The sequence below is a fragment of the Camelimonas sp. FR25 genome, assembly GCF_059740505.1.
Genome location: NZ_JCAWFG010000021.1, coordinates 1 through 23918, shown reverse-complemented (window position 1 = coordinate 23918; position 23918 = coordinate 1). Strand labels below are relative to the sequence as shown.

Genomic DNA, 23918 nt, shown 5'->3' with positions numbered 1-23918 from the left:
TGGGCGGCGCATCATGGGCTGTCCGTCGCCAGCGGCGCCGCCAAGGCGCCACTCCCACTGGCCACCGTAGCGGCGATCGGGCTCGCGCCAGCCGCTGCCTTGCCAGCGCCCCGGGCGCTCTTCGGCGCGCCGACCCGCAGCCGCCGGTCGCACAGCGACAGGACGCCGCCGAACGAGGCGACAAGGGCGCCCAGCCAGATTAGCAGCACCCACGGCTTCCAGTACAGACGCACGCCGATGCCGCCATCGGCGGCGTCGCCCAGCGCCACATAGACCTGGCCGAGACCGATGGTCGAAATCCCCGCCTCGGTGGTCGAGGTGTTGCGCGCCGGGAAATAGCGCTTGGAGGCGTCAACGGTCCGCACCACTGATCCACCTTCAAGCACATTGAAACGCGCGACGTCCTCACGGAAATTATTGACGTTGCGGGAAAAGGTGTCGGTCAGCACCAGCGTATAGGGCCCGACCTTCAGCGGCTGGCCCGGACGCGCCGTCGCCAGCGTCTCGACGCTCCACGCCTGGGCGGCGAGGCCAATCACGCAGATCCCGACGCCCGCGTGAGCGATGGCCGCGCCCCAGGCCGAGCGCGGCAGCCCAAAGGCCCGACGCAGGATCAGCGACAGTGAGGCGCCGCGCTTGTAGCTGCGAGCGATGATTTCATTGACGCCGCCCGCCAGCACGAACAGCCCCAGCCACAGGCCGATCACCGCCAGCACCGGCCCGCCGCGCACCGCAAAAACGATGGCGAGGCACAGCACCATGGACACGCCGACGACAAACATCACCCGGCTGACGGCGGCGATCAGATCGCCGCGCTTCCACGCCAGCGCCTGGCCAAATGGGATCAGCAGCAGCAGCGCCATGGCCAGCGGCACGAAGGTCGCCTCAAAGAACGGCGGCCCCACCGAAATCTTGTCGCCACTGACACCTTCAAGCGCCAGCGGATAGAGCGTGCCGATAAACACGGTGGCGCAGCAGGTCGCCAGCAGCAGATTGTTCATCACCAGCGCGCCTTCACGCGACACCGGCGCAAACAGCCCGCCAGTCTTCAGCAACGGCGCCCGCCAGGCGAACAACGCAAAGCCGCCGCCAATGAAGAACACCAGAATGCCGAGAATAAACAGGCCGCGGCCCGGATCGGTGGCGAAGGTGTGCACCGAGGTCAGCACGCCCGATCGCACCAGAAAAGCGCCAAGCAGCGAGAGCGAAAACGTCAGGATGGCGAGCAGGATCGTCCACACCTTCAGGGCGTCGCGCTTCTCCATCACAAGGATGGAGTGCAGCAGCGCCGTGCCCGACAGCCAGGGCATGAAGGAGGCGTTCTCCACCGGGTCCCAGAACCAGAATCCGCCCCAGCCGAGCTCGTAATAGGCCCAATAGGAGCCCATGGCGATGCCGAGCGTCAGGAACACCCAGGCGGCGAGGCACCACGGCCGCGCCGCCCGCGCCCACACCGCGTCAATGCGGCCGCCGATCAACGCGGCGGCCGCAAAGGCGAACACAAGAGAAAACCCGACATAGCCGACGTAGAGCAGCGGCGGATGGATGGCGAGGCCGATGTCCTGCAGGATCGGGTTGAGATCCTGCCCTTCCGCCGGCGGCGGCATCAGGCGGGTAAATGGGTTGGAGACGGCGATCAGATAGATGAGGAAAGCGAAGGTGACGAGGCCCTGCACGGCTATGGCGTCAGCGCGCAGCACGCCCGGCGTCATGCGCCCGGCCAGCGCCAGCATGGCGCCGCACAGCGCCAGCACCAGCACCCACAGCAGCATGGAGCCTTCATGGTTGCCCCAGACGCCGGTGATGCGGAACAGCAGCGGCTTGAGCGAATGCGAGTTCTCGACCACGTTCTGAACCGTGAAGTCGGACACCACATAGGCCCAGGTCAAGGCGCTGAACGCCACGGCGACGCCTGCAAACACCCCAACCGCCGCAGCCGGACCAATCGCCATCAGCGCCGGATCGCGCGCCCGCGCGCCCCAGAACGGCAACACCGTCTGGATCAGCGACAGCGCCAGCGCCAGCACCAGCGCGTAATGGCCAATCTCAACGATCATTTCGCCGCTTCTCCGGCCGCGTCACCCTTCCACACGCCCTGCTTTTTCAGGGTGTCCGCCACTTCGCGCGGCATATAGCGCTCATCGTGCTTGGCCAGCACCTTGTCGGCGATGAAGCTCCGGTCGGGCTGCAACACGCCCTCGGCCACCACCCCCTGCCCCTCGCGAAACAGGTCCGGCAACAGGCCACTGAAGCTGACTTTGACCCGGTTTGCGCCATCCGTCACGGCAAAGCGCACCCTCTGATCGGCAAGGCGCTCGACGCTGCCCTCCTGCACAAGTCCGCCAATGCGCAGACGCGAACCCGACGCCAGGTTTTTTTCGATAATATCCGTCGGGCCATGGAAGAACACGATGGTGTCGCGCATGGCGAACAGCACCAGCCCCGCCGCAGTTCCCAATACGGCGAGGGCGAGGCCAATCAACAGCAGCCGGCGCTTCTTACGCGTCATCAATCGTCCTCAAGGCTTGTTCTGTGCGGCCGGCAGCTGCAGCTGGCGGCCAAGCGCATCGATTTGCGCCACGGCGTCGGGTCTGGCGGCCAGGGCGCGGCGTGCGTCCAGAAGCGCGCGCGCGGCGTCATCCTTGCGATCCAGCACCATGTAAGAGCGGATAAGCATCGCCCAGCCCTCGGCATTGTCCGGCTGCTGCTGCAGGCGCGCGGCGAGCCCCGACACCATGCCAGCGATCGCCGCCGTCTGGGCGTCTTCCGGCGCGGCGGCGATGCTTCCTGGCAGTTGCTGTTTGCGCAACCCGGCGATTCTCGCCTCCACCGCGCCGCGCCACGGCGCGTCGGCTGGCGCGCTGGCCAGCAAAGCCTCAAACGCCTTCAGGGCACCCTCGGCATCGCCATCCTGCCCGGCTGCGACCGCAAGATAGAATTTCGGCATCGGCGCCGCCGGGTCGGCGGCGAGAGCCTTCTCGAATATCTGACGCGCCGGCGCTTCGACAATGCCATTGGCCAGGGCCACCAGCGCCTCGCCATAGCGCGCGAGCCGCTCAGGGGTCTCCCCCAGCAGCCGCATGGCGTTGGCGCGCGCCTTCACAGCATCAGCATGACGGCCGAGGCGCTGATACACGGGCGCGAGCATCTCCCAGCCAGCGCCGTCATCAGGCTGGCTGGCGAGGCGACGCTCGACGCGGGCAACGACTTCGTCAGGCGTCGCGGCGCCCAACGGCTTCGCCTCACGCTCCGCCACCGGCAGCGACGGCATGTCCGGCGAGCCAACGGCGCCATAGATCGCGAGCGTAATGAGTGGAATGGTCGACAGGGCGATGGCCGAAGCCGCCCGGCGGCGGCGCAGCGCATATTCGCTGTCGCCATCAAGACCTCCTGCCTGGGGGCTGCGCTGTTCGCGCAGAAGCCGACGCGCCGCCTCAGCCCGGGCGGCCTCCGCCTCCGGCGCCGCAATGAATCCCGTGGACTCATCACGGGCGATCTCCGCCAGTCGCTGCTGGTAAAACGCCCGTTCATCAATCTGGGCGGCGGGCGTGACGCGACGCCGCGACAGCGGCCACAGCACCGCCACGATCGCCAGCCCGGTCATCAATGCAAAAATCAACCACGTCGCCATAGGGCCATATACCCTGGCTGGCGGCGCGGTGAGACGGCCCGGCGCGGCGACATAAGGTCACGTAAATGGCCCTAAACACATACCCAGCATGGGAATTGCGCCCATTCCAACCACATCAGTCCCGGCCCACTCACAGCCCGCCGCCTGACGCAGCCGCAGGCGCCACCCCCGGCAACAGCATCTCCACCCGCAGCCCGCCCAAGGGCGAGATATCGAGGCGCAACGCCCCGCCATATAGCTCCGCCAGCTCAGCGGCGATCGACAGACCAAGACCAGAGCCAGGCTTGCTCTCATCCAGACGCCGCCCGCGCGTCATGGCTTCCTCCCGCGCCGCCAGCGGCAACCCCGGCCCATCGTCATCCACGGTGATGCGGATCATCGGCGGGCCTTCTCCGGGGACCGCTCCCGCCTCGACCAGCACCTGGGTCCTGCCCCATTTGAAGGCGTTATCGGCAAGGTTGCCAATCAAATCCTGCAAATCCTGGGCTTCTCCGCGAAAGCGCAATCCATCAGCAATCCGCGTCTCAACCTTGATATCCCGTTCAGCATGGATACGCCCCAGCGTGCGCAACAAGCCGTTCACCACCGGCGCGACATCGGTAAACGTGCCGAGGGCGCCCGCCAGCGCCGCCGCCCGCGCCCTGTCGAGATAATAGTTCACCTGATTGCGCATGATCGTCGCCTGATCACGCACCTGGGCCGCCAGATCACCCGAACCAGGCCGCCGCGCCGCCATCTCCGCCTCATTGACGATCACGCTCAGCGGCGTTTTCAGCGCATGCGCCAGATTGCCGACCTGGGTGCGGGCGCGATCAAGAATCTTGCGATTGGAATCAATCAGCAAATTCAGCTCCGCCGCCAGCGGGGCGACGTCACGCGGATAATCGCCGCTGATGCGGTCAGCCTCTCCCTGGCGCACGCCGCCAATGGCGCGACGCAATTGCGTCAAAGGCGCAAGACCAAAACGCACCTGCAACAGGGTCGACAGCGCCAGCGCGCCGCCGAGCAGCAAGAAGGTTAGCGTCAGATAGACAATAAATTCGCGCTTCTCACTCTCGATCTCATCGGCCGGGCCGGCCACGATGATGTCGAACTTGCCCTCGTCGCCGAAGTCGATCGTGCGAAACACATAGCGCAATTTGCGCTCGTCTGGTCCGGTTACATAACCGGCTCGCCCGCCCTCGACCCTGGATATGCGCGTGCTCGTCGCCAGATTGGCTGCCAGTTGCGATCCATACAACGAACGCGACGCGCGCAACTCTGAGGCTGGCGCGCCAATCTTACTGATCTGCCAATACCAGCCGGACTGCGGCAAGTCGAACCGTGGTTCGCCCAGCCCGATCCGTTCGCTGCGCTCGCCCGTCGCCGGCGCGGCCATCTCAGACACCAGCCCCGTCAGATATACCTGCAGCCGCTCGTCGAACGCCCGCTCCGCCGCGCGGCTATAGATCGCCGTCAGGATAAGCCCCGCAGCAACCAGGATCAGAAACGACCAGCCAATCGCCGACAGCACCAGCCGCTGCGACAGCGACAATGAACTGGCGTCAAACCATGTGCCCGTCCGCTTCGTCTCACCCATGCCTATAGTCCGTCTCGCGGCGCCGGCTCATGCCCAGCCAGCCGCCCAACCTCGTCGTCTGCAAAGCATTTCGGTCGATCCGACCTGCCCCTCAGATGTGAATGCGCCACGAAACAGCATCTGTTCACTCTGAACCGGATCAGGAACGAGAAATCCCGGAGCAGAAGCCGCATTAGCCAGCTGGCGTCGCCATGCGGTAGCCGAGCCCGCGCACGGTCTCGATCACATCCACCCCAAGCTTGCGCCGCAACCGACCGACAAACACCTCTATAGTATTGGAATCCCTGTCAAAATCCTGATCATAAATGTGCTCGGTAAGCTCGCTGCGCGAGACGGTTTTGCCGAGGTGATGCATCAGATAGCTCAGCAGGCGCAGCTCATGCGAGGTCAGCCGCACCTCCGCCCCATTCACCGTCACCCGCGCCGCGCCCACATCGAGGCGCACGACGCCGCAAGCCAGGACATTGCTGGCGTGGCCGGCCGAGCGACGCAACAGCGCCCTGATGCGCGCCAGCACTTCCTCCATATGGAAAGGTTTGGCGACGTAATCATCGGCGCCTGCGTCAAACGCCAGCACCTTGTCATTCCAGCGATCCCGCGCCGTCAAAACCAGCACCGGCGTCGCCACGCCAGCGCCACGCCAGCGCTGCAGCACGCCCTGGCCATCCAGACCGGGCAGACCGAGATCGAGAATGACGGCGTCATAAGGCTCGGTTTCGCCGAGGAACGCAGCTTCGAGACCGTCAAAGGCCCGATCAATCGCATAACCGGCGCCTTCCAACGCCTGAACAATCTGCCGGTTCAGATCCCGGTCATCCTCCACCACCAACAGTCGCACGAAAAACTCCATGCCCGATTGGGCGTCATCGCAGGAGCGCGCGCGCCAGCCTGCCGGCTCCCGATTTTGGGCCCCGAGCGCCGGGGAGACGCCTGGCGCTCATCGCAAGGCCCCGCGTAGCTAGCGCCCCAACCCATGCTCCAGACGTCACGCACGTCGCGCCGTCGCGACATGCGCGCTAGCGCGGCGCCCCCCGGCCGCGCCGACGCCACCTGGCGCACGACCTTGCCGTCCCGCTTCAGCAGCGTCACTTTATAGTAATACTGCCCATCACGCCGACACAAATGCGCCCGCAAGGCCCGCGATCCTGGACCGCCCGCAGCCTTGGCCTTGCGGATCGCCGGGCCAGGCGGCGTCACGACCTTGTTGTTGACCAGCTCTCTGGCCTCGGCGCCGGTGAAGCACTGCTCGTCATGGCGCGGTCGCAGCTCGGCCTGCTGGGCCTGCACGGGCATGTCCCATGCCGCAAGCCAGACACAGGCGATGGCTGCGCTCATCATCATGCCGCGCCAGGCAGTCAATCGCGGGGCATAGCTCTGGCCCAATGCTGCTCTCCCCTCGTCCGACAACCCCGTCCACGGCGAATTTGCCATGGCGGCGACGTGACGTCATGTTCGTAATCTGCACAGGGCGCCTGCGCCAGCATCGGCCCCAATACGCGCGCCGGATTGATCATAGCGGCCGTATCTCGCGCGAGAGCGCGCAATGTAGCGTCGCGTCACCGCTCGCCAGCCATGCCGAACCACGACCATGGCCAGCGGTGCCCATCGCCGGATGGCTGATCATCACGCGCTGCGGCGATGGCGCGTGCCCGCCACGCGACGCAGATCCGCCAGCAAATCCCCCCGGCCAGCGCCACGGCGCCGGCGACCGCCAGCCACGACGCCAGCCAGTTCAGCGTCGCCAGATGCTGCGAGGCGGCCCCAATTTCGGCTGCGGCCTCGCGTAAGTTCTGCCCAATCGCCTCGGCGGCGGCGGCAGTGGCGATGCCTGCCCCAGCTATGGCCTGGGCCGCACCAGCCCCACGCGCCACCCGCATCTGCGCCGGGTCGGCCCGGGCCCCGCCAACTGATGCAGCCGCGGCGCCCGCGACCTTGCGACCAGCGACCAGCCCTATCGCTGCCCGTTCCACCTCTGTCACTCTCCTGGTCCAGCCGCCGCCAAACCGCCGCCAGGTTCGCAGCTGCCGGAGAAACGCCATGCGACGCGCGCACATGTCGGCGATGAGGCGCGCCTTGTCAGGATGAACCTGGGCGGCGCGCAGCGTCACCTGCCCGACCACGCCATCGACGCGCACGCCGCCCAGCGCCCGTTGCAGCCATTTGACGGCCTGCACCGGCCCGGAATTCACCGCCGCGTCAAACACTGCATAGTCGACGCCCGCCGGCAGTTCATCACCGCGCACCCGGTTCCAGTATTGCTCAATATAAATGGCCCGCGCTTCAGCCGGCGCCATGCGATAGACATCGCGACAAGCCTGACCGCGCCCCTTGCGCCACGCATCATATACCCGCTGGGTGACGCCGCGACTGGTGCGCCCGCCCGGATCCTGCGGATCATCCACATTGCCGCCTTCGTGCGCAAGCACGCGCGCAACCGCGCCATTCTGGTTGGTGGCGACCATGTCAGCCTCCTGATCATCATGTCGGAAATGGTGGCGACGCACCCGCGCCGAACCGGCGTCGCCCTATGGCCGCCGCTTGCGTCATGAACCGCACACAAGTCGCCAGCCGGGTCCGCCTGAAGCGCCGCCCTAAACGCCGAAGCGCGCCAGCTTGTCGGCCAACGCCGCCCAGCGACGGGCGTTGCCAGTCGTTGAGGGATGCACGCCGTCCGTCGACATATAGCCAGCGGCGTTTGCCGCGGCGTAATCACCAAGCGTGTCGCGCTCGTCGAGATAAGCGCAGCCATGCGCCCAGGCGGCCGAGCGCAACACCCGGTCGTAATAGCGGATGCCCGTGGTGGCGGCGTCCTCCGGATCAAGCGGCCGCACCAGCGCCACCGCCGTGCGCGCACTCGCCTGCAGCCGCGAGATGATCCGGCCAAGATGGTGGCTATAAACGGCGGCGTTGGCCCGCGCCGCCACATCGCTCTGCGGGCTGGCGCCCCGATCATTGACGCCAGCGTTCAGCACAAACACATCCGGCGCCAGCAGGCGCATCCAGGCGCGCATGCGGTCATCATCGAGGCCGCTCCAGTCCGCCGCCATGGCGGAGGGCGTGCCGACGTCAATCACCTGCACGCCGCCGGCGCCGTCCTGCGGCTCATGGAACTCCACCGCCCAGAAGAACACCGGCTCATCCTGGCAGACCACGCTTTCGACATTGAAACCCTTGACCGCCTGCACGCCGCCAACATCAAGCAGAAACGTCATTTTGTGCACGACGCCGAGTTGCGGGTAAGCGCTCTGGCTCCCCTCCACGCCGCTGCTCAGCACCTCCGTGGGCCATTGCCGCAGGCGGAACGACTGCCCCGCCTTCGACCATTCGAAGTAAAGGTCCACCGCAGTCACCGTGGTTGAGGCGCCCGAGAGCAGCAAATAATCAGAGCTCTCCTCCTCGCTGACGGCGCTGTTGACGCACAGCAGCCCTCGCCCGAACGGGGCGCGCAGGCGATTGGCGTGGCTCCAGCTCAAATTCCCGACATTGCTAAAGCCGGCGCTGAGCGAAAATTCACCACCCGCAAAACAGTTCGCCGCTGCCGTATGATCGAGCGGCGTCAGCCCGATGCCGCCATCGCCGAGCCTCGCGTTGAAATGCGCGCGCAAGCCATCAGCAAGTCCAGGCAAGCCGCCGCTGTTACCCAAACTGTCGAGCCCGACGACGATCCGTTTGCGCGCCCGCGCGGCGAATGGACCTGCGAATGGCTCAAGCAACCCCGTCGTCTCCGGTCGCGGATTGGTCAGGTTTAACCCATGCATGTGCGCCCCCTGCGGCTGCTCAGCGATAGAATGCGATGGAGCCCAGGCAATCATCGCGCGACACCAGCGCGATATGCGTTGCGCTGGCGCTGAAGCGCCTGGCGGCCGGGTTGAGCTCGGACGCATCGCCGCTGGTGGTGCTGGCGTTGGGTAAGGCTGCGCTGACGTCGGCGCCGCCGGTCCGCACAAACACATTGCCGGTGAAGCTGAACACCGCGAAACGAAAGCCCGCAGGGATGGGGTGCGCCTCGGCGACGCCGCCGACGAGGCGCACGGCGTCGATGCGCTCGGCGAATTCAGGCGCAAACGCGCCCCGGCCCGAGCCAGACGGGTAACTCTCCAGAAATGCGGTCATCACTTCTCTCCCGCGCCGCGCCACAGGCGCGCGCCAATGAGGACGGAGATCGTCAACAGCCAGACGGCGTCCCGCGAGACAGCGCCCGACGCCAACAACGAGGGCGCGTCGTCAGCCGCCCACCGACGCCGTGATGCGCAGCCGCGCAGCCAAAGCGGCGTCGGCGCCCGCCCAGGTCAGGGCGGCGGTGGATGCGCCAGAAGCGCAATGCAAAGCGATGAGGCCATGGCTCCCGGCCGTCAAATGTGCAGCCAGCGCCGGCGACCACACCGCGGCCGCGGCGAGGCTGGCGACCTGCCGGGCGCGCACAACGTCATCGGCAACGAGGGCGCATTGCGCCTGGGTTGTCCCTGCCGCAACGCAGGAGCCAGACATCGACAACATCAGCGCCTCGCCCGCCCAGGCCAGCACGTCGAGGCTCACGGCGGCGTCAATCGTCGCACTGGGGCCTGCCGCCAGCGTCACATCGCCCGCCAGCGCCCCTGTCGCCACAACGCCCCGCCGACCGAACCAGCTGCGCACAAACCGCTGGCCCGGGCTGTCCACCCAGGCCGGGCCCGTCACCGTGCGCGCCATGCCAACCAGCGTGTGGGCGGCGCTAGCGCTGCTGACCATGACCCCGGTGGCGCCATCAGCCACGGGGGCCGCCGTGCTGGCCGCCAGCGCCATGGCGTCGCCGCTCCAGCTGGCGTAGATGAAGAAGGTGGTGTCGGCGGCAAATCCCGTCGCGGCCAGCGTCACCCCGGCTGCAGGCACGCTGCGCAATCGGCCATCGATCTGCAGGCCGCCACCATTGTCAGGCCTGAGGCCTAACACCGTCCCATCCAGCGCCAGCCAGCAGGCGCCATGGCTAAACGGCGTCGCCGCGCCTTGCGCAGGACAGCTCAGGGTCGCCGTTTCAGCGTCAACCCGCAACGCCTCGCGCCACAGCGCGCCATCCTGCGACACCTTCAGGGCGACATCGCTGTCGCCGATCAGGCCAAACTCCGCCCGCCCCGACCAACCAGACTGGAACAGCAGAGAGGCGGTCCGCTCCGCCGCCTCCCGATTGATCTTGACGCGCATATCGCCGCCGCCGTCGACAACAGCCCGCGCCGCAAACAGCACATTGTCGCCCCGCACGCTTAAGGGATTGAGCGCATCGGCGCTGGTCCCAATCCCCAACGCTGGCAGCGCGCCACAGGCCGCCGACCAGTCGCCATCGTCATAGGCCAGCAACAACGCCCGGGACGCGTCCCATGCCAGCCAGCCAGACTGCGGCGCATGAAACAACCAGCCGCCATCACGCCATACCGCCACCTCGCCGCCATGTCCGGCCCAGTCGCCGTCAGGCTCCGCAGCGACAATATAACGATCGCCGTCGGCTGGCGCTGGCGGCGGCGCCGTCAGGCTGGCGTCCAGCACCGCCAGATGCACCAGCGCGTCGAGCAGGCACAGGCTCTCATTAACGGGCACATGCTTCTGGGCCTGGCCAGGCGCCACAAGCGGCATTCCGAGACGCAGGGTGTCGGACATCTTCCCTCCAGGGTCACAGATTTGGTGAGGCAAAATGAGCGCGCCGCGCCCCACGCTTGTGGGCGCCGGGCTCAGCCGATGGCGAGCAGTCGCCGCGTGGCGAAACCGCGCCCGGCGACGGCGCTGGCCTGGGCGATGGCCACATCGAGCGTGGTCTGCGGCGCGCCAAAATCGACAAGTTCCTGCGCCGCCGGATACAGCATCGGCGCCGTCTCGCCCGTCAGGGTGCGCGCCACAGCGCCGCCTGCATAAATATCAATCTCATGGCGCGCCCCGCCCTCAATCGATGGCTCCGCCGCATCCCAGCCTTCGCCAGCGAAGCGAATGCGGCGCACAAAACCGATGCGCACGCCGTCCAGCGTCCGCCACGCCCGCACTTGCACCGGCGGCATGGGTCGCAACGCCGCAAGCCCCGGCGTCGCCGCAAAACTCACCACCGAAGCGTCGCCGTGATCGCGCCCGCTTGGGCCAATGCGATAACGCATAGCGCGGCCAAGATCGCTGCGATCCCTGGTCAGCGGCGAAAGGGCGCCGTCGATGGCGACGACACGGGCGCCCGCAGCCAGCGACCGTCCCGCCGCCGCTTCACTGCCGCCCAGCCCGCGCAGCAGCCGGCTAAACCGCCAGCGCCTTGCCGCGCCAACACCGTCGCACAACACAATCCGCCCGGCGCCGACAATCTCGATGTCGCCCGCCTCATCCAGCAGCGCGAACAGATTGGCGCCCTCGAACAGGCTGGCGTCATCCACCGAAGCCAGCGCCCCGCCGCGCATCACCGCCTCAAACCAGCCCGCGTGATCAAAGCGCCACAGCGGCCCAGGCCCCAGCGCCGTCGTCGTCTCGCCAACGAGCGCTGGCGCCACAATCTGGTCGATCTGGCGGAAATGCTCACCGTCAGACGACCGCCATAGCGTCATGGCGCCAGGCCATGGATCGGCGAACACCGCCAGATGCTGCAAGGTCTCCGGCGTGCTGATCGCCGCCGGCAGATCAAGCGTCAGCGCCAGCGGCGGCCCCGGCAAGGCCGGCGCAGGCGCGCTGGGCGCCGCCAGCGGCGCCAGCCCGCCATCAGCGCGCCGCCGCACGCAAGCCTCGGCCGATGCCTGCCGCACATCGCCATCGACGATGCGCGTCACCCGCCAGGCGCGCATGCCGTCGCCAGCGTCGAAGCTGAACACATCGCCCGGCTCCAGCGCCACGGCGCGCGGCGACAGCCGCAGCGTCAGCTGCTCCCGCCCCTGCCATATCCGCTGCAACCAGTCGTCGGCCCGGCGCGCCGCCTCGGCGCGGTGCGTCACCACGCTGAATTCAGCGTTACTGCGCCGCACGCTCTCGCCGCCCAACCGCCGCGACACGGCGGCGGCGCGGCGATAATCGCCGTCACTGTCCGTAAAGCCCAGCCGGATTTCGAGCGGTAGCCCAGACGCCTCAGACCGCGTCAGCTCAAACAGAGCGCCGTCCGCCGCCGGCGCCAGCAAGGTTGCGTCAAGCGCACTCCCCACCGTATCGGCCGTGGTGAAGCGCACCGCGCCAGCACTGGCCACCGCATGAAACCCGTACAGATCGCACAGCGGCTGCAAGGCGTCGCGCGCCGACATCGGCCGGTCCACCACATAGCCGTCGAGCACCGCCTCAACCCCTGGCTCCACCGCTGCCCCCGCCAAAGGCATGCCGTGGTCGCAGAGCAATCGCATCGCCAGCAGGCCAAGTTCGGCTCCCTCCAGACGCCCGGTGATCCAGTGCCCCGTCCACCAGGCGGCGGCGTCGCCCCAGACGTCGCCCATGGCGGGAAACGCCGGGAATGGCCGCGCATCCCACGCCCACACATAAATATGCGCCGGATCAATCATGCGGCCAGCGTAGAGGCTGGCGGAAGGGTTCCACGCCTCAAGCGCCCCCGCCGCCGGATCAAACCGCCGGATCATCGCCTCCAGCCCGCGCAATTGCATCAGATCATCGCGCCCGCCGCGCGACTGCGGCGGCAGCGCGTTCTCGGATGATTTGGCGTCGGGAAACACATTCGGCCCATTGGCGCCGCGATCCACCGCCGGCACGCCGATCTCCGTCAGCCACAGCGGCTTGCCGCCGGGCGTCCAGGCGGTGGCGCTGGTCTCGACGCCGCCGCTCCGCCGCACATGCGGCTGGCTCCACCAATTGACCAGATCCTTGGCCCGATACAGCCACGGCTTGCCGAAAGCTGCGTCGGTGATCGGCGTGCGCAGCCCGGCGGCGCGCGCCGCCGCATCGGCATAATAATAGTCGAAAGCCTCCCCCGCCCCCGCCCGCCCGATCAGATAATCCAGGTCGTAGATCGAGCTGGCGAGGGCTGCGTCCGCATGGTCTTCGCCATCGCGCCAGTCGCTCAGCGGCGGATAATAATCGACACCCACCGCATCAATCTCAGACGCAGCCCACAAATCGTCGAGCGGAAAATCCACCTCCTCGCCGCCATCGCGGACATGCGCGCCATATTCGGTCCAGTCGGCGGCATAGGTCAAAGCGACGTCTGGCCCCAGCACGCTGCGCGCCTCCGTCGCGATGGCAGCGAAATGCGCTGTGGCCGCATAGCCTTCGTCGCCGCGCACCCGCGTCAGGCCGACGAACTCCGAGCCGATGATGAACCCCGACACCCCGCCGGTCATGCTGGCCAGCCGTGCATAATGCAGAATGAAGCGCCCAGAAAGGCGACGGTGGCGAAATACGGCAAGAACTGCGCCGCCGTCGCGTCGCCGAAGAACGCCGCCACCTGCTCCGCCGCCTCGGCTGTCGCATTCGGCGAGCCCGCTACACCAGGCGCCGGATGGCAGGTGATGCGGCCGCGCCACGGATAGGCGGGCTGCCCCGCCTCCGGCTGGCGCGGATCAGGCCGGTCATTGCCTGGCGCAACATCCATCATCACGAAGGGATACAGCGTCACCGCCAACCCGCGCCGGTTCAGTTCATGCACAAGCCGGATAATGGCGGCGTCCGAAGGCGTGCCGCCATAGGCCAGCTGGCCGCCGCTACTGGAGACGCGCGCCGTCGCCGCCCGGCTGACGCCGCTCACCATCCACGGATCGCCGGTGGTGATCCGCTCATGCGCCTCGACGCGCGGAGCGATGGCGCAATGGCCACAGCGCAGATCATCGCCGAACCAGCTGACGACGACCGCCACCCGCTCAAGCGCCGGGCACAACGCCTGCAGCGCATCGAGCGAGGCGCTAACATCGGTGGGCGCATAAAGCTGGCGCCGGTTTTCCGGCGTGCTGACGCCTGGCGCCGGCATTTGCACCCGCCATTGCGGGTCATAGCCAAATTCGGTGGCCCCGGGGATCAGATTGACCGCCCGGATCAGGCTGCGCAGCCCATTCAGCGGCCGCACCACCTCAAACGAGAACTGCGGAATCCGGTTATTGAACCGCGCCAGCGCCAGCCGCTCGAACACCACATAGGCGAGGCCGCGATAGGCGGGCGCCGCATCCGCCCCTTCCTTGGCGACGATCAGAGGATCAGCCGCCTGGGTCGCCTCACCCGTATGGACGCGCATCACGACGCGGGCGAGATCCAGCTCCTCGCCATCGGCCCAGACCCGCCGGATAAAAGCCACCGGCCCCTCACAGACCCCGATGGCCAGATTGGCGAAATAGCTCCAGCTCGCCTGGCCGTCCTGGCTCATGGCGCCGAGCGCGCCCTTGCCGCCAAAGCCGCTACGCTCTGTGTCGAATCTGGCGACGCGCTCGATGCGGCTGGCCCAGATCAGCTGACCGCCCACCCGCGCCCGGCCATAAACCCGCGCAAGGGGCGCCCCTTCCGTCGACGACAATCCCGGCACATCGGTCAGCGCCGGCGACGTCCCCGCCTTGCGCCCGTCCAGCGCCGAGAGCAGGCTGGAATCGATTGCGGCGCCGGCCATGGCGCCCAGCGCCCGGCCGACCACCGCCCCGGCAGGACCGGCCACCGCCGCCCCCAGGGCGCCGCCTGCCAGCTGAAGCACCAGCGTCGCCATCGCTATCCTCCTGCGTCGACATCCAGCGGCTGCGGAAAGGCGAAGGCGTAGGCGAGGCATCGCCGCCAGGCGCAGGTCAGCGCCACTTCGCTCGCCACCGCGCCATCATGGGCGTGCACCATCAAATCGTCGGCGCTCATCACGCCGCAGTGCCGCGCCGGGGCGCTGGCGCGAAAGCGAAACAGCAGCACATCCCCCGGCGCGATATCCCCGAGCGCCACCGGGCGCAGATGCCGCAGGGCGGCGTCGCGCAGCCGTTCATCGCCCCGGGCTTCGGCCCAATCTTGGCCATAGGCTGGCGGCGTCTCCGGCTCAGCGCCATACAGGCCGCGCCACACCCCCCGCACCAGCCCCAGGCAATCACAGCCCACGCCGATGCAGCTGCCCTGATGCAGATAAGGCGTGCCAAGCCAGGCCCGCGCCTCCCTCACAATCCGCCGACGCCATGGCTGGCCTGCGCCGCTCACCGGAACAGGCTCCCGCCATCCATCGGCGCGCGGGCCTGCCCTGCGCCCAGGGCAAAATCATTGCCCGGCATATGCGGGAAACCGCGAAAATTCACCGCGTTGCCAAAGCGGTTACGGCACATGGCGAAGCTGCGATCGCAGCCGGCGGTCACCGTAAAGCGATCGCCCGGCGACATCGCCTGTATCGTCTGCGCCCACAGCAGCAATTCCACCGCGCCGCCCTGGGCCCGATGCCATCTGACATCGCAGGCAAGGCCCGCATTGGCGCCGGTGTCCCACAACAAACGGCCGTGGCTAAACCAGCCATCGGCAAAACCCTCAAGGCCGCTGCAGTAAATGCCGCCCCCGTCCGCGGTCGCCGTCACCTCGCCCGCGCCGCGTAAATCAGCGTGGTCCAGCGATACGCCGCATTGGGCGTCGCCGAGGTCAGCGGCGCAGGCGGCGGCATAAATGCGCCCGACGCTCTGGTCGAGCTGGTGGGTGATGCTGCGCAGCTCGGCGTCGAAACGCTCGCCGCTGCGCCGCACCTCGCCAATTACCGCCATATCGAGCAACAGACGGTGCTCAGGGGCCGCCCAGTCCACCAGCCAAATCTCCACCTGCGCGCCGTCATAGCGGCCGTTGGCGATATCGGCAGCGGTCAGCGCCGCGGCGTCGAGCACGCCCGAGACCTCACCGCCACCGATGGCGAAGCCCAGTTCGCTGCTGCGCTCCGCCGCCTGCAAGGCCGTGCCCGCAACATAGGTCACGCCGCCAAAGGTGAGGTCGCAATCATGATCGGTGAAGCCCAGCGTCAGCCCGTCGGTGCGCTGCAACCGCCAGCAACGGGCCAGCGTCGTGGTTTCACTGGCCAGCCGCCCGGCCAGCCCCTCCGGAACGGCGCGCATCAGCGCTCCTCCTGTGTCACCGAAGCCAATTCCTGATCCCGGCCATGTCGCCGTCGGCTCAGGGCATGATCTCAATCAGCGGAATGTGCGGAATATCGCCGGCGTCAAAGGCCGCCAGATCAATCTCAAGCCTGTCGCTGTCAAAGCGCACCGGGGTGTCAAACTGGTAGCCTGCCTGCCGTCACCACCGCCCCGGCGGCAGGAATGGCCCCGGAGGCGAAGTGAACGACGCCTGTCGTGTGATCGACCGACACGACGCCGGCCTCCTGCTCCACCCCATCGACCGCCACCCGCACCGTGCCGGTCACCGGCTTGACGATGCGCCGCAGCCACGGATCGTCGCCAGCCCCATAGCGCTTCACCAGCTGAAAAACAGAGGTTTCACCGTCGCCCTCGCCAAGCGTCTGGTCCCCGGCCTGCGGCGTCCCCGAAGGCGCGCAGCTGCGATCATCGGGCCGGTCACGCCAGCGGAAACCGTGCAGACGCCCGCGCCGTTCCTCAAAAAAGCTGATCACCGCCGCCAGCGCGTCCAGCGTCCTGACGCCGAAGCCCGCGTCATAGCGCCGGCGCGAATTGGCCCAGCGCGCATTGCGATGCTCGCGCCCCGAGGCGAGCACAACGATCTCGGTCCGGCGCTCCAGGCCGCCGCGCGCCCCAAGCGCCACATCGACCGGAAACCGCACCTCATGGAAAGCCGCCATCTGCCCACCCGCCGCCTGTCGCCGCCCCAAATCGTCAGCGCCCTCACATCGCCCGCTGCCCCCGCGCCACGGCGCGCGCCAGCGTGGCGGCGATCTGGGCCTGCGACCCCCGGAAACTGTCGACATCCCGCGCCGCCATATGCACCGTCACCTGGGCGCCCCGGCCGCCAGCGGCGGCGACCCCAAGTCGGCCATCGGCGCCGCGCTGCAGCGGCATGATCGCCTCCGCCCCGCGCTCCCCCATCAATCCGACGCCGCCAGCCATGGGAAAATAGGTCGGCGCCGCCACCACCCCGCCTCGGGCGAAAGCCTGAACCTTGCCGCCTGCGAAAACATTGCCGCGCGCATGGGCGCTCACCCCACCAAACGCGCCTCCAAACGCCCCTCCGAGCCCCTTGAGCAGCGATTCAAGACCAGAGCCGATCGCCCCCTCCAGCGGCTTCAGCGCTGCATTAAGCGCGATGGCGCTGAGGCGTGATCCCAGGGCGCCTAGCAGCTGGTTGAGGTTCTTGCCGCCGCTCACGCCGCTGGCGAAGGCGGCGGTCATGGCCTTGCCCGCCCGCTGCGCCATCTCGTCCAGATTGCGAAACGCTTCCGCCATGTCCTGCACGGCGGCGGGGTCCCAGTCGCCGCCCCCGTCAAACCTGTCGCCGTCATCGTTCATCGCCAGCTCCATCCGGATAGGCCAGGTCCAGGGCGCGCAATTCGGCGCGGGTCGGGGCGGCGTCACGCGCCTGTGGCGCATGCGCCCGCATCGCCGCCGCCAGCTCGCGCGGCGTCATCGCCCAGAAAATCGCCGGCGCAACGCCCAGACGCCCGAGGCCAAAAGCCATGACCTCATCCCACGGAAAGGCCCTGACCGCGCCCGCCGCCAGAAACGCCTGCGCCGCGCCGGAAAAGGGCCGCCGGCGCCGGCCTCCGCCGACGCGCCATCATCACCCGCTGCCCGCGCCCCAGTCTTCATCTCATCCTCTGCCCCGGCCTCGCCGAAGGTCAGCGCCAGCAATTCAACCGCCGCCGCCGCCATGGCTGGCAGCTCGCCCGCCACTGGCAGGGCCGCCGCTTCAGCGTCGGAGATCGTCTCCCCAGCGCCGCGCAATCCCGCCGCCAGAATGACCTGCAGATCGCGGGCCGACAGCGCCCCCCGCGCCAGCCTCTGGCCCAATTGCGCCAGATCCCCGGAGCCGAGCGCGCTTTCCAGTTCGGCCAGGGCACCCAGGGTCAGACGCAGGCGGCGTGGCTCGCCGCCGATCAATGCGGTGACCTCACCGCGACGGCGATTGCTCATCTGGCGCATGGCTGACCTCAACTGGCGGTGAAGGAGATGGCGCCGGCCGATTCCAGCGCCAGATCGAAGGTGAGCTCGCCCGCATGCTCGCCGCGATATTCCAGCGCGGTGATCTGGAACGGCCCCTCGACCGTGCCGAAATCAGGAATAATCACCCGCCAAATCTTGATCAGGCCATCGAAGAAACATTGGCGCACGGCCGCGTCGCTCACATCATCAAGAAACACGCCCGCCCCGCCGATGGCGCAGCGCCGCACACCGGCCCCGGCCAACAATTCGCGCCAGCGCCCGGCGGATTCCGCATTGGTCACATCCACCGCGTCAGCGTTGAACGACATTTGCCGCGCCCGCAGCCCCGCCACGGTGGTGAACTCCCCCGTCGACGCTCCCGCCATCCGCAGCAACAAATCCCTGCCCTTTTGCGCGCCCATGCCTGCCTCCCCTCGCCCGAATCATCGGAAAAATCGGCGCCCTGTGAGAGGAGCCAGAAGGCGTTCAGCTCAGGCCGCGGCGCCAGCGGTGATCGCCGCCAGCGTCAGCCGCACCCGCCAGCCGCCGGTGCGTGTGTCGCGGGCCACGTCCTCACGCAGCACCCGCAGCAGCACCAGCGTCCGCCCGTCCATGGCGAGCCCGTCAGCCACAATGGCGCGGATGCGCGCGGCCACGCCCAGCGCCAGGCGCTGCGCGCCAGCTGGCGCCCACACATTCAGGGTCAATTGCTGGCTCTCCAGCGCCAGGCCGCCGGCGGACCGGTCGCGGGCCTGCGCCGGGCCAAAGGCCACATAAAGCCCGCGCGCGCCGCGCGGCGCCTCGTCGAAGACTCGCGGCCCGCCGGACAGCTCGGCAAGGACATCGTCAGCCACCAGCGCGTCGTAAACCGCCGCCCGCAAGGCCAGCACCGGCGAGACATCGCTTGCGCCGCTCATGGGCTTTCCTCCCGCGCCGTCACCGCCAGCCATTGCCGCCGGCCATCCGGATCGCCGCGCGCCACGATGGCCAGCACCCGCGCGCCGTCACGCAAGCGGCAGTCGCCGTCGATATCGTCCCGCCAGCGCATCAGGATGGCCCAGACAGTGTCGAGCGCTGCGCGGTCGCCCCGGTCGACCCGTGCGCCACGCAACAGGCGCAGCGACGCCCAGACCGCCGCCACCTCATCCCAACTCTCGCCGCCGCCAACCAAAGCGTCGCCGCTGTCAGCGCGACGCTCAAGAATGAGACGGCGACGGAGGTCGCCGCTGTGGGTCGCAACCCTGGCCATGTCGCCTCCGTGGAACGCCCAACGATTAAAACGGATCGTCTGATCGATGAGCATTCGCTCACTGCGTCGAGATAAGCAGCAGGCGCCGATCGCGACGGATCAGACCTTGCTCTAGCTCAGCCGCATCCGCCGGAACGGCGCCAGCAGCGCCAGCGCCGCCTCTGGCAGAAGCGGCGCGCCGGGCGCCGCGACATGGTCGCCACGCCGGTCAAACCAGCTGGCGGCCAGCGTCTGCATGGCGAGCCGCAGCGGCGGCGGCACGTCCGTGGACGCGTCGCCGTAGCCGGCGGTAAAGACGATCTCGAGCCAGCCGCCCGCAGCGATCTCTGGCCGCGCCCCAAGCGGGCGAATAGCGTCGCAGCCTGGCTCCAGGCGAAAATCCGCCGCTTCAAGCTCCGTGGCGGTCCCATCCGCCGCCACCAGCCGCGCGCTGTCGATCTGGCGCAGCGGCCTGAGCGGCGGACGCAGCAGATCAGCGAGCGGCCAGGCGTCGATACTGACGCGCCACTGCTGGCTGATCAGCGCCAGCCCAGTGGTCGCCTCGACAGTGGCGCGCGCGGCGCTGATCATCGCCGCAACAAGCGCATCCTCACTGTCATCCGTCAGCCGCAAATAGTGTTTCATCGCGTCCAGCCCCACCGGCTCCACCGCAGGACCGTTGACAAGCACCAGGTTCATGCCATTCCTCCTCGCGCGCCTGGCTGACGCCAGCGCCGCGCTGCCAGCAGGCCAGGGAGTGCGCCGATCACGCGGGCGGGATACTGCTGGGCCGACTTCCTGGGCGGGGTCTGGTCCAGCTCAGGCGCCAGCCTGTCGCCGCGCTACGGCGGCGCGCCGCCAGCACAGGCTTTCGACCATCAGCGCCGGTGATCCGGCGCCGCACATGGCGGGATGACACGTGAACCAGCCACACCATCGGCCAGCCGCCGCTCACACCGCCTCCAGCGCCCGCGCCCTGTTCGTCGCGCTGGCCATGTTCTGCGTCGGCAGCCTCCATGCGGCGCACGCCATTGTCGGCGGCGCCGAGGAACACGGCCCGGCCCGCGCCTCGACGCTGATGGTGCTGGGCTCGGATGGCGGCGTGTGCACGGCCGTGGTGGTCAACCCGCGCGCCGTGCTTACGGCTGCCCATTGCGCCGATGCGGCGCGCGAGCATCGCGTGCATTACATGGACAATGGCGCCCCAATGCTGCTGACGCCGTCGGCCTCCGCCACTCATCCTGATTATGTGAAAAGCGCCGTCCGCGACCGCCGCCAGTCGGTGGATCTGGCGCTGATCCAGCTGGCGCAGCCGCTGCCCGCCCGCTTTGCGCCAGCCGATCTCTCCACAGGGCCACAGCCGCGCGCTGGCGACATGGTCACCATCAGCGGCTTTGGCGCCGTCGGCAAACAACGCGCCGACGGACAGCTGCGCTCGGTCACCGCCCCGGTAACCGAACCGTGGGGCCGGGGCCGTATCCTGCTATGGGTCGACGCCCCCAGGGGTCGGGCGCTGGGCGCCTGCGCCGGGGATTCCGGCGGCCCCATCGCCTGGGGCGATGCGGTCACGGCGATCACCGTCTGGTCGAAGGGGGCGCGCGGCCAGCCCTGCGGCCAGACCACCCAGGGCGTGCTGCTCGCCCCGCAGCGGCGCTGGATCGACGACACCCTCGCCAGCTGGGGCCTGCGCGCCAACTGGAAGTAGCTACGCCAGCGCAGGGCCGCGACACCCCTCAGGACGCAGCGAACTTCAGCAGCTTCAGCGCGTCAAAATCCTGAACGCCGCCGCCCACCCGCTTGGTGGTGTAAAACAGGACATAGGGCTTGGCGCTGTAAGGATCGCGCAACACCCGCACCCCGGCGCGGTCGACGATCAGATAGCCGCGCCGGAAATCGCCGAACGCCACCGAGAAGCTGTTGGCCGCCACATCGGGCATGTCCTCGACCTCCACCACCGGAAAGCCCAGCAAGGAAGCCGCGCCAGTCGCCGTGGCCGGCGGCGCCCACAGATAGCTGCCGTCGCCGTTCTTGAACTTGCGGATGGCGCTCTGGGTCTTGCGATTAAAGACGAAGGTCGCCTTCTGCCGGTGCGCCGATTTCAGGGCGTAGATCAGATCGACCAGCGCATCGCCTGGGCTGGTAGTGGCGAAGGCCCCTGCAGCGCCGGTCGCGACATAGCCCAGCTTGCCCCACTCCCAGCTGGCGTTAGCCACCTTGGTCGCGGTGAGAAAACCCAGCGGCTGCGACGTGCCGTCGCCAGCGACAAACGCCGCCCCCTCCTGCTCGGCGAAGGCCTGCTCCACTTCCTCGGCCAGCCAGCGATCAATGTCGACCACCGCGTCATCAAGCAAGGTCTGGGTCGCGGCGGGCTGGGCGTAAAGCTCCATGGCCGGAAAGGCGATTTCCGCAAGCGTCGGCGATGTGGTCTGCGGCCGCGCGGCGGTCTCGCTCACCCAGCCAGCAGCGGCCCCAGCGACGCTGAAAGCCTTGCGATAGGTGGCGGCGGAAATCGTCCGCACCGAGGCCAGCGCCCGGATCGGCGACAGCGCCGCCAGCCGCCCGAGCACGTCCCGCTCCACCTCCGCCGGCGCCAGATAACCGCCGTCTGGCCCGGAGCCCGCCGACAGCGCCCGGGTCTCCAATTGCTTCAGCCCGGCGGCCTCGCCGGTCCGCACATAAGCGTCGAAGGCAGATTTATGCTCCTGCCGCAGCGGATCAGCGACGCCTGCGACCTCAAGTTGTGGCCGACGACTGTCGAGCAGCGCCCGGTCATGACGACGTCGGCTTTCATCGAGCGCCGCGTCGATACGCGCCAGCCGCTCATCGCTCAGCACATCGGCCTGGCGCTTTTCGAGTGATTTGAGCCTTGAGTCATTGGCCTCCTGATAGGCGGCGAACTGACGCGAAAAATCCTCGAAAGCCTGAACAACCTCTGGCGTGGCCACAGGCGCCACAGACGCAGCCAGCGCCTTGCACTCGGGCGCAGCCAGCTGGCCAGTCAGGTTCTCCGGCATGGGTAAGGCGGTGATGGTCATGACGAACTCCGGTGATGGTCATGCCCACGCCGCAACGCGAGCCATAACCTTTGCACAAGATCGGACAGGCGGCGGTCGCAAGCAGCCATGCTGCGCGTCAGCACGGCCCAACAAAACCAGCGATGGTGTTTAAAGGGGCGCCGCAGACCCTTGCGACGCCAAACAGCGCGATGTGCCCCTAACCCGGCTCGGCGACAGCCATTCAGCGCCTGAGCCTGGAGGCCGCCAAGGCGTCAGCGTCTTCGCATGCCAGCGGGAGGCTGCTGCAATCCAGCCCCGCCACAAGCGGCGCGCATCAGGCTGAGACTGGCCAGCATGCGGCGCTCGGTCCCGGCGTCGCCCGCATGGGCAAGCGCCGCGCCTGCGTCCTGCGCCGCCATCTGCACCCGCGCCATCGGCTGCATGGGAAAGGTGACCAGCGAAATCTCCCACAGATCGATCTGACTCAGGCGGCGCAATCCGCTGCGCTGATCGCGGGTCGCCTCGACGGCGCGAAAACCAATCGACAGCCCGTCGATATCACCAGCCATGGCCAGCGCATGAATTTCAGCGGCGCGACGCACCGCCAGATTGAGCGCGCCACGCACGAACAGGCCACGCCCGTCCTCGCGCAGCTCCAGCCAGCGCCCGAGCGGCTGGCCCGGATCGTGCTGCCACAGCATCCGCACCATGGCCGGCGGACGCCGGGCCAGTGTGCGCGTGAAAGCCCCGGCGAGCACCACATCGCCTGCCAGATCCGGCTGGGTGAACACGCTGGCATAGCCGCTGAACACCCCGCTCCGTGCCTCCGCCTGCGCCATCGCATCCCCCCGGCGGCCCACCGCCGTCCCCAGCAAAGCTCCGCAACGAAAAATGGCCCGGCACACCGCGCCACGACCATGCCGCCCGGCCCGTCGCGGCCCGGCGCCAATCGTAAGCCCCCTGCGCAGCTCACTCGGATGGCCCACCGCCATCGCAACAGTTTGCCGCTGGCCCATGCGCCGGCGCGCCAATCACGCCAATAAAGTCGGCGATGATCCCGGCGCCGCTCCCCTGGACGCCAGGCTGTCGCCAGGCCCCGTCGCTCAGGGCGGTAAATCGCGGCTGGAAACGACGTCGGACTGCGCCCGGCGCTTCGCGCCGTTTCTGCTTGCATCTGACATAACGTGCCATGGCGCATCTCCCTCAGCTGCATCGCCGCGCCCGACGCAGCGCCCGCCAGTCGCACAGGCTGACGCACCCATTCGCAGCGTCCGCGCCTCACCCGCGCCACGCGGCGCACAGGCAATCGCATCAATCAAAAGATTGACCCACCCATCTTCCAAACCAATACCCCTCAACACGGACATTTTTTCTGAAATTTCCCTCGAAAAACGTTACAAATATTGAATTTATAATCATTAAATACTTACATAATTACCGGAACACCACACAACGCCCCATCAAATCACGCCACACCCGCCCGGCCATAGCCAACAGCTGCGCGCTTCTCATCATCGCT

23 protein-coding genes and 1 pseudogene are annotated in these 23918 nt (G+C 68.1%); 1 reads left to right on the top strand and 23 read right to left on the bottom strand.

Translation table 11 applies throughout. The annotated features are described in order from the left end of the window. Positions 1 to 11 precede the first annotated feature (11 nt). From AC6A67_RS02815 to AC6A67_RS02715, 21 genes and pseudogenes are all read right to left on the bottom strand, one after another. The gene (locus tag AC6A67_RS02815) at positions 12 to 2057 is read right to left on the bottom strand and encodes a heme lyase CcmF/NrfE family subunit (protein ID WP_498035037.1); all 2046 of its coding nucleotides are present in this window, start codon (positions 2055 to 2057) and stop codon (positions 12 to 14) included. Next, a complete protein-coding gene (gene ccmE / locus AC6A67_RS02810) occupies positions 2054 to 2509 on the bottom strand; it encodes a cytochrome c maturation protein CcmE (protein WP_498035035.1) in 456 nt (151 codons plus the stop codon). The genes AC6A67_RS02815 and ccmE overlap by 4 nt, the downstream gene beginning before the upstream one ends. Positions 2510 to 2518: 9 nt before the next feature. Continuing rightward, complete coding sequence (gene ccmI, locus AC6A67_RS02805) at positions 2519 to 3619, bottom strand: c-type cytochrome biogenesis protein CcmI (RefSeq protein ID WP_498035034.1); 1101 nt, start codon at positions 3617 to 3619, stop codon at positions 2519 to 2521. A 142-nt stretch (positions 3620 to 3761) separates the two neighbouring features. Continuing rightward, positions 3762 to 5210: a sensor histidine kinase gene (locus AC6A67_RS02800; RefSeq protein WP_498035032.1), complete on the bottom strand. Its 1449-nt coding sequence runs from the start codon at positions 5208 to 5210 to the stop codon at positions 3762 to 3764. Positions 5211 to 5382: 172 nt separating this feature from the next. Next, positions 5383 to 6048 carry a response regulator transcription factor gene (locus AC6A67_RS02795; RefSeq protein ID WP_498035031.1) on the bottom strand — a complete coding sequence of 222 codons (666 nt, stop codon included), beginning with the start codon at positions 6046 to 6048 and terminating at the stop codon, positions 5383 to 5385. 718 nt (positions 6049 to 6766) lie between these two features. Beyond that, complete coding sequence (locus tag AC6A67_RS02790; protein ID WP_498035030.1) at positions 6767 to 7672, bottom strand: glycoside hydrolase family 108 protein; 906 nt, start codon at positions 7670 to 7672, stop codon at positions 6767 to 6769. A 129-nt stretch (positions 7673 to 7801) separates the two neighbouring features. Continuing rightward, positions 7802 to 8968 (bottom strand): SGNH/GDSL hydrolase family protein, encoded by a 1167-nt coding sequence (locus AC6A67_RS02785; RefSeq protein ID WP_498035029.1) that lies wholly within the window; start codon positions 8966 to 8968, stop codon positions 7802 to 7804. A 19-nt stretch (positions 8969 to 8987) separates the two neighbouring features. Continuing rightward, positions 8988 to 9323 carry a hypothetical protein gene (locus AC6A67_RS02780; protein WP_498035028.1) on the bottom strand — a complete coding sequence of 112 codons (336 nt, stop codon included), beginning with the start codon at positions 9321 to 9323 and terminating at the stop codon, positions 8988 to 8990. A 111-nt stretch (positions 9324 to 9434) separates the two neighbouring features. After that, positions 9435 to 10838 (bottom strand): DUF2793 domain-containing protein, encoded by a 1404-nt coding sequence (locus AC6A67_RS02775; RefSeq protein WP_498035026.1) that lies wholly within the window; start codon positions 10836 to 10838, stop codon positions 9435 to 9437. Positions 10839 to 10909: 71 nt separating this feature from the next. After that, positions 10910 to 13480 (bottom strand): baseplate multidomain protein megatron, encoded by a 2571-nt coding sequence (locus tag AC6A67_RS02770; protein WP_498035025.1) that lies wholly within the window; start codon positions 13478 to 13480, stop codon positions 10910 to 10912. Further along, positions 13477 to 14823, bottom strand: a complete 1347-nt coding sequence (locus AC6A67_RS02765) for a hypothetical protein (protein ID WP_498035024.1) — start codon at positions 14821 to 14823, stop codon at positions 13477 to 13479. The genes AC6A67_RS02770 and AC6A67_RS02765 overlap by 4 nt, the downstream gene beginning before the upstream one ends. A gap of 2 nt (positions 14824 to 14825) precedes the next feature. Beyond that, a complete protein-coding gene (locus AC6A67_RS02760; RefSeq protein WP_498035023.1) occupies positions 14826 to 15290 on the bottom strand; it encodes an NlpC/P60 family protein in 465 nt (154 codons plus the stop codon). Then, on the bottom strand, positions 15287 to 16177 hold the full coding sequence (locus tag AC6A67_RS02755) for a phage/gene transfer agent baseplate hub protein (RefSeq protein WP_498035022.1): 891 nt from the start codon (positions 16175 to 16177) through the stop codon (positions 15287 to 15289). The genes AC6A67_RS02760 and AC6A67_RS02755 overlap by 4 nt, the downstream gene beginning before the upstream one ends. Before the next feature lie 58 nt (positions 16178 to 16235). Beyond that, positions 16236 to 16878: pseudogene (locus AC6A67_RS02750) on the bottom strand (phage distal tail protein, Rcc01695 family). A gap of 43 nt (positions 16879 to 16921) precedes the next feature. Beyond that, the gene (locus tag AC6A67_RS02745; RefSeq protein ID WP_498035174.1) at positions 16922 to 17479 is read right to left on the bottom strand and encodes a phage tail tape measure protein; all 558 of its coding nucleotides are present in this window, start codon (positions 17477 to 17479) and stop codon (positions 16922 to 16924) included. Positions 17480 to 17531: 52 nt separating this feature from the next. Beyond that, positions 17532 to 17711 carry a phage tail assembly chaperone gene (locus tag AC6A67_RS02740; RefSeq protein ID WP_498035020.1) on the bottom strand — a complete coding sequence of 60 codons (180 nt, stop codon included), beginning with the start codon at positions 17709 to 17711 and terminating at the stop codon, positions 17532 to 17534. Further along, positions 17657 to 18175 carry a gene transfer agent family protein gene (locus AC6A67_RS02735; protein WP_498035018.1) on the bottom strand — a complete coding sequence of 173 codons (519 nt, stop codon included), beginning with the start codon at positions 18173 to 18175 and terminating at the stop codon, positions 17657 to 17659. The genes AC6A67_RS02740 and AC6A67_RS02735 overlap by 55 nt, the downstream gene beginning before the upstream one ends. A gap of 8 nt (positions 18176 to 18183) precedes the next feature. Continuing rightward, entirely contained in the window at positions 18184 to 18597 is a 414-nt protein-coding gene (locus AC6A67_RS02730; RefSeq protein WP_498035017.1) for a phage major tail protein, TP901-1 family, read from the bottom strand. A gap of 69 nt (positions 18598 to 18666) precedes the next feature. Continuing rightward, complete coding sequence (locus AC6A67_RS02725; protein ID WP_498035015.1) at positions 18667 to 19092, bottom strand: DUF3168 domain-containing protein; 426 nt, start codon at positions 19090 to 19092, stop codon at positions 18667 to 18669. Continuing rightward, positions 19089 to 19424, bottom strand: coding sequence for a phage head completion protein (locus tag AC6A67_RS02720; RefSeq protein ID WP_498035013.1), 336 nt, complete (start codon positions 19422 to 19424; stop codon positions 19089 to 19091). Before AC6A67_RS02720 ends, AC6A67_RS02725 begins: the two co-directional genes overlap by 4 nt. Before the next feature lie 111 nt (positions 19425 to 19535). Further along, on the bottom strand, positions 19536 to 20102 hold the full coding sequence (locus AC6A67_RS02715; RefSeq protein ID WP_498035011.1) for a head-tail connector protein: 567 nt from the start codon (positions 20100 to 20102) through the stop codon (positions 19536 to 19538). 220 nt (positions 20103 to 20322) lie between these two features. Between AC6A67_RS02715 and AC6A67_RS02710 the strand changes: the two genes are divergently transcribed. Continuing rightward, the gene (locus tag AC6A67_RS02710) at positions 20323 to 21108 is read left to right on the top strand and encodes a S1 family peptidase (RefSeq protein WP_498035010.1); all 786 of its coding nucleotides are present in this window, start codon (positions 20323 to 20325) and stop codon (positions 21106 to 21108) included. A gap of 28 nt (positions 21109 to 21136) precedes the next feature. On the opposite strand, the gene AC6A67_RS02705 is transcribed toward AC6A67_RS02710, so the two are convergent. Both AC6A67_RS02705 and AC6A67_RS02700 read right to left on the bottom strand, forming a co-directional pair. Next, complete coding sequence (locus AC6A67_RS02705) at positions 21137 to 22438, bottom strand: phage major capsid protein (RefSeq protein ID WP_498035009.1); 1302 nt, start codon at positions 22436 to 22438, stop codon at positions 21137 to 21139. A 233-nt stretch (positions 22439 to 22671) separates the two neighbouring features. After that, on the bottom strand, positions 22672 to 23238 hold the full coding sequence (locus AC6A67_RS02700) for an HK97 family phage prohead protease (protein ID WP_498035008.1): 567 nt from the start codon (positions 23236 to 23238) through the stop codon (positions 22672 to 22674). Positions 23239 to 23918 lie beyond the last annotated feature (680 nt).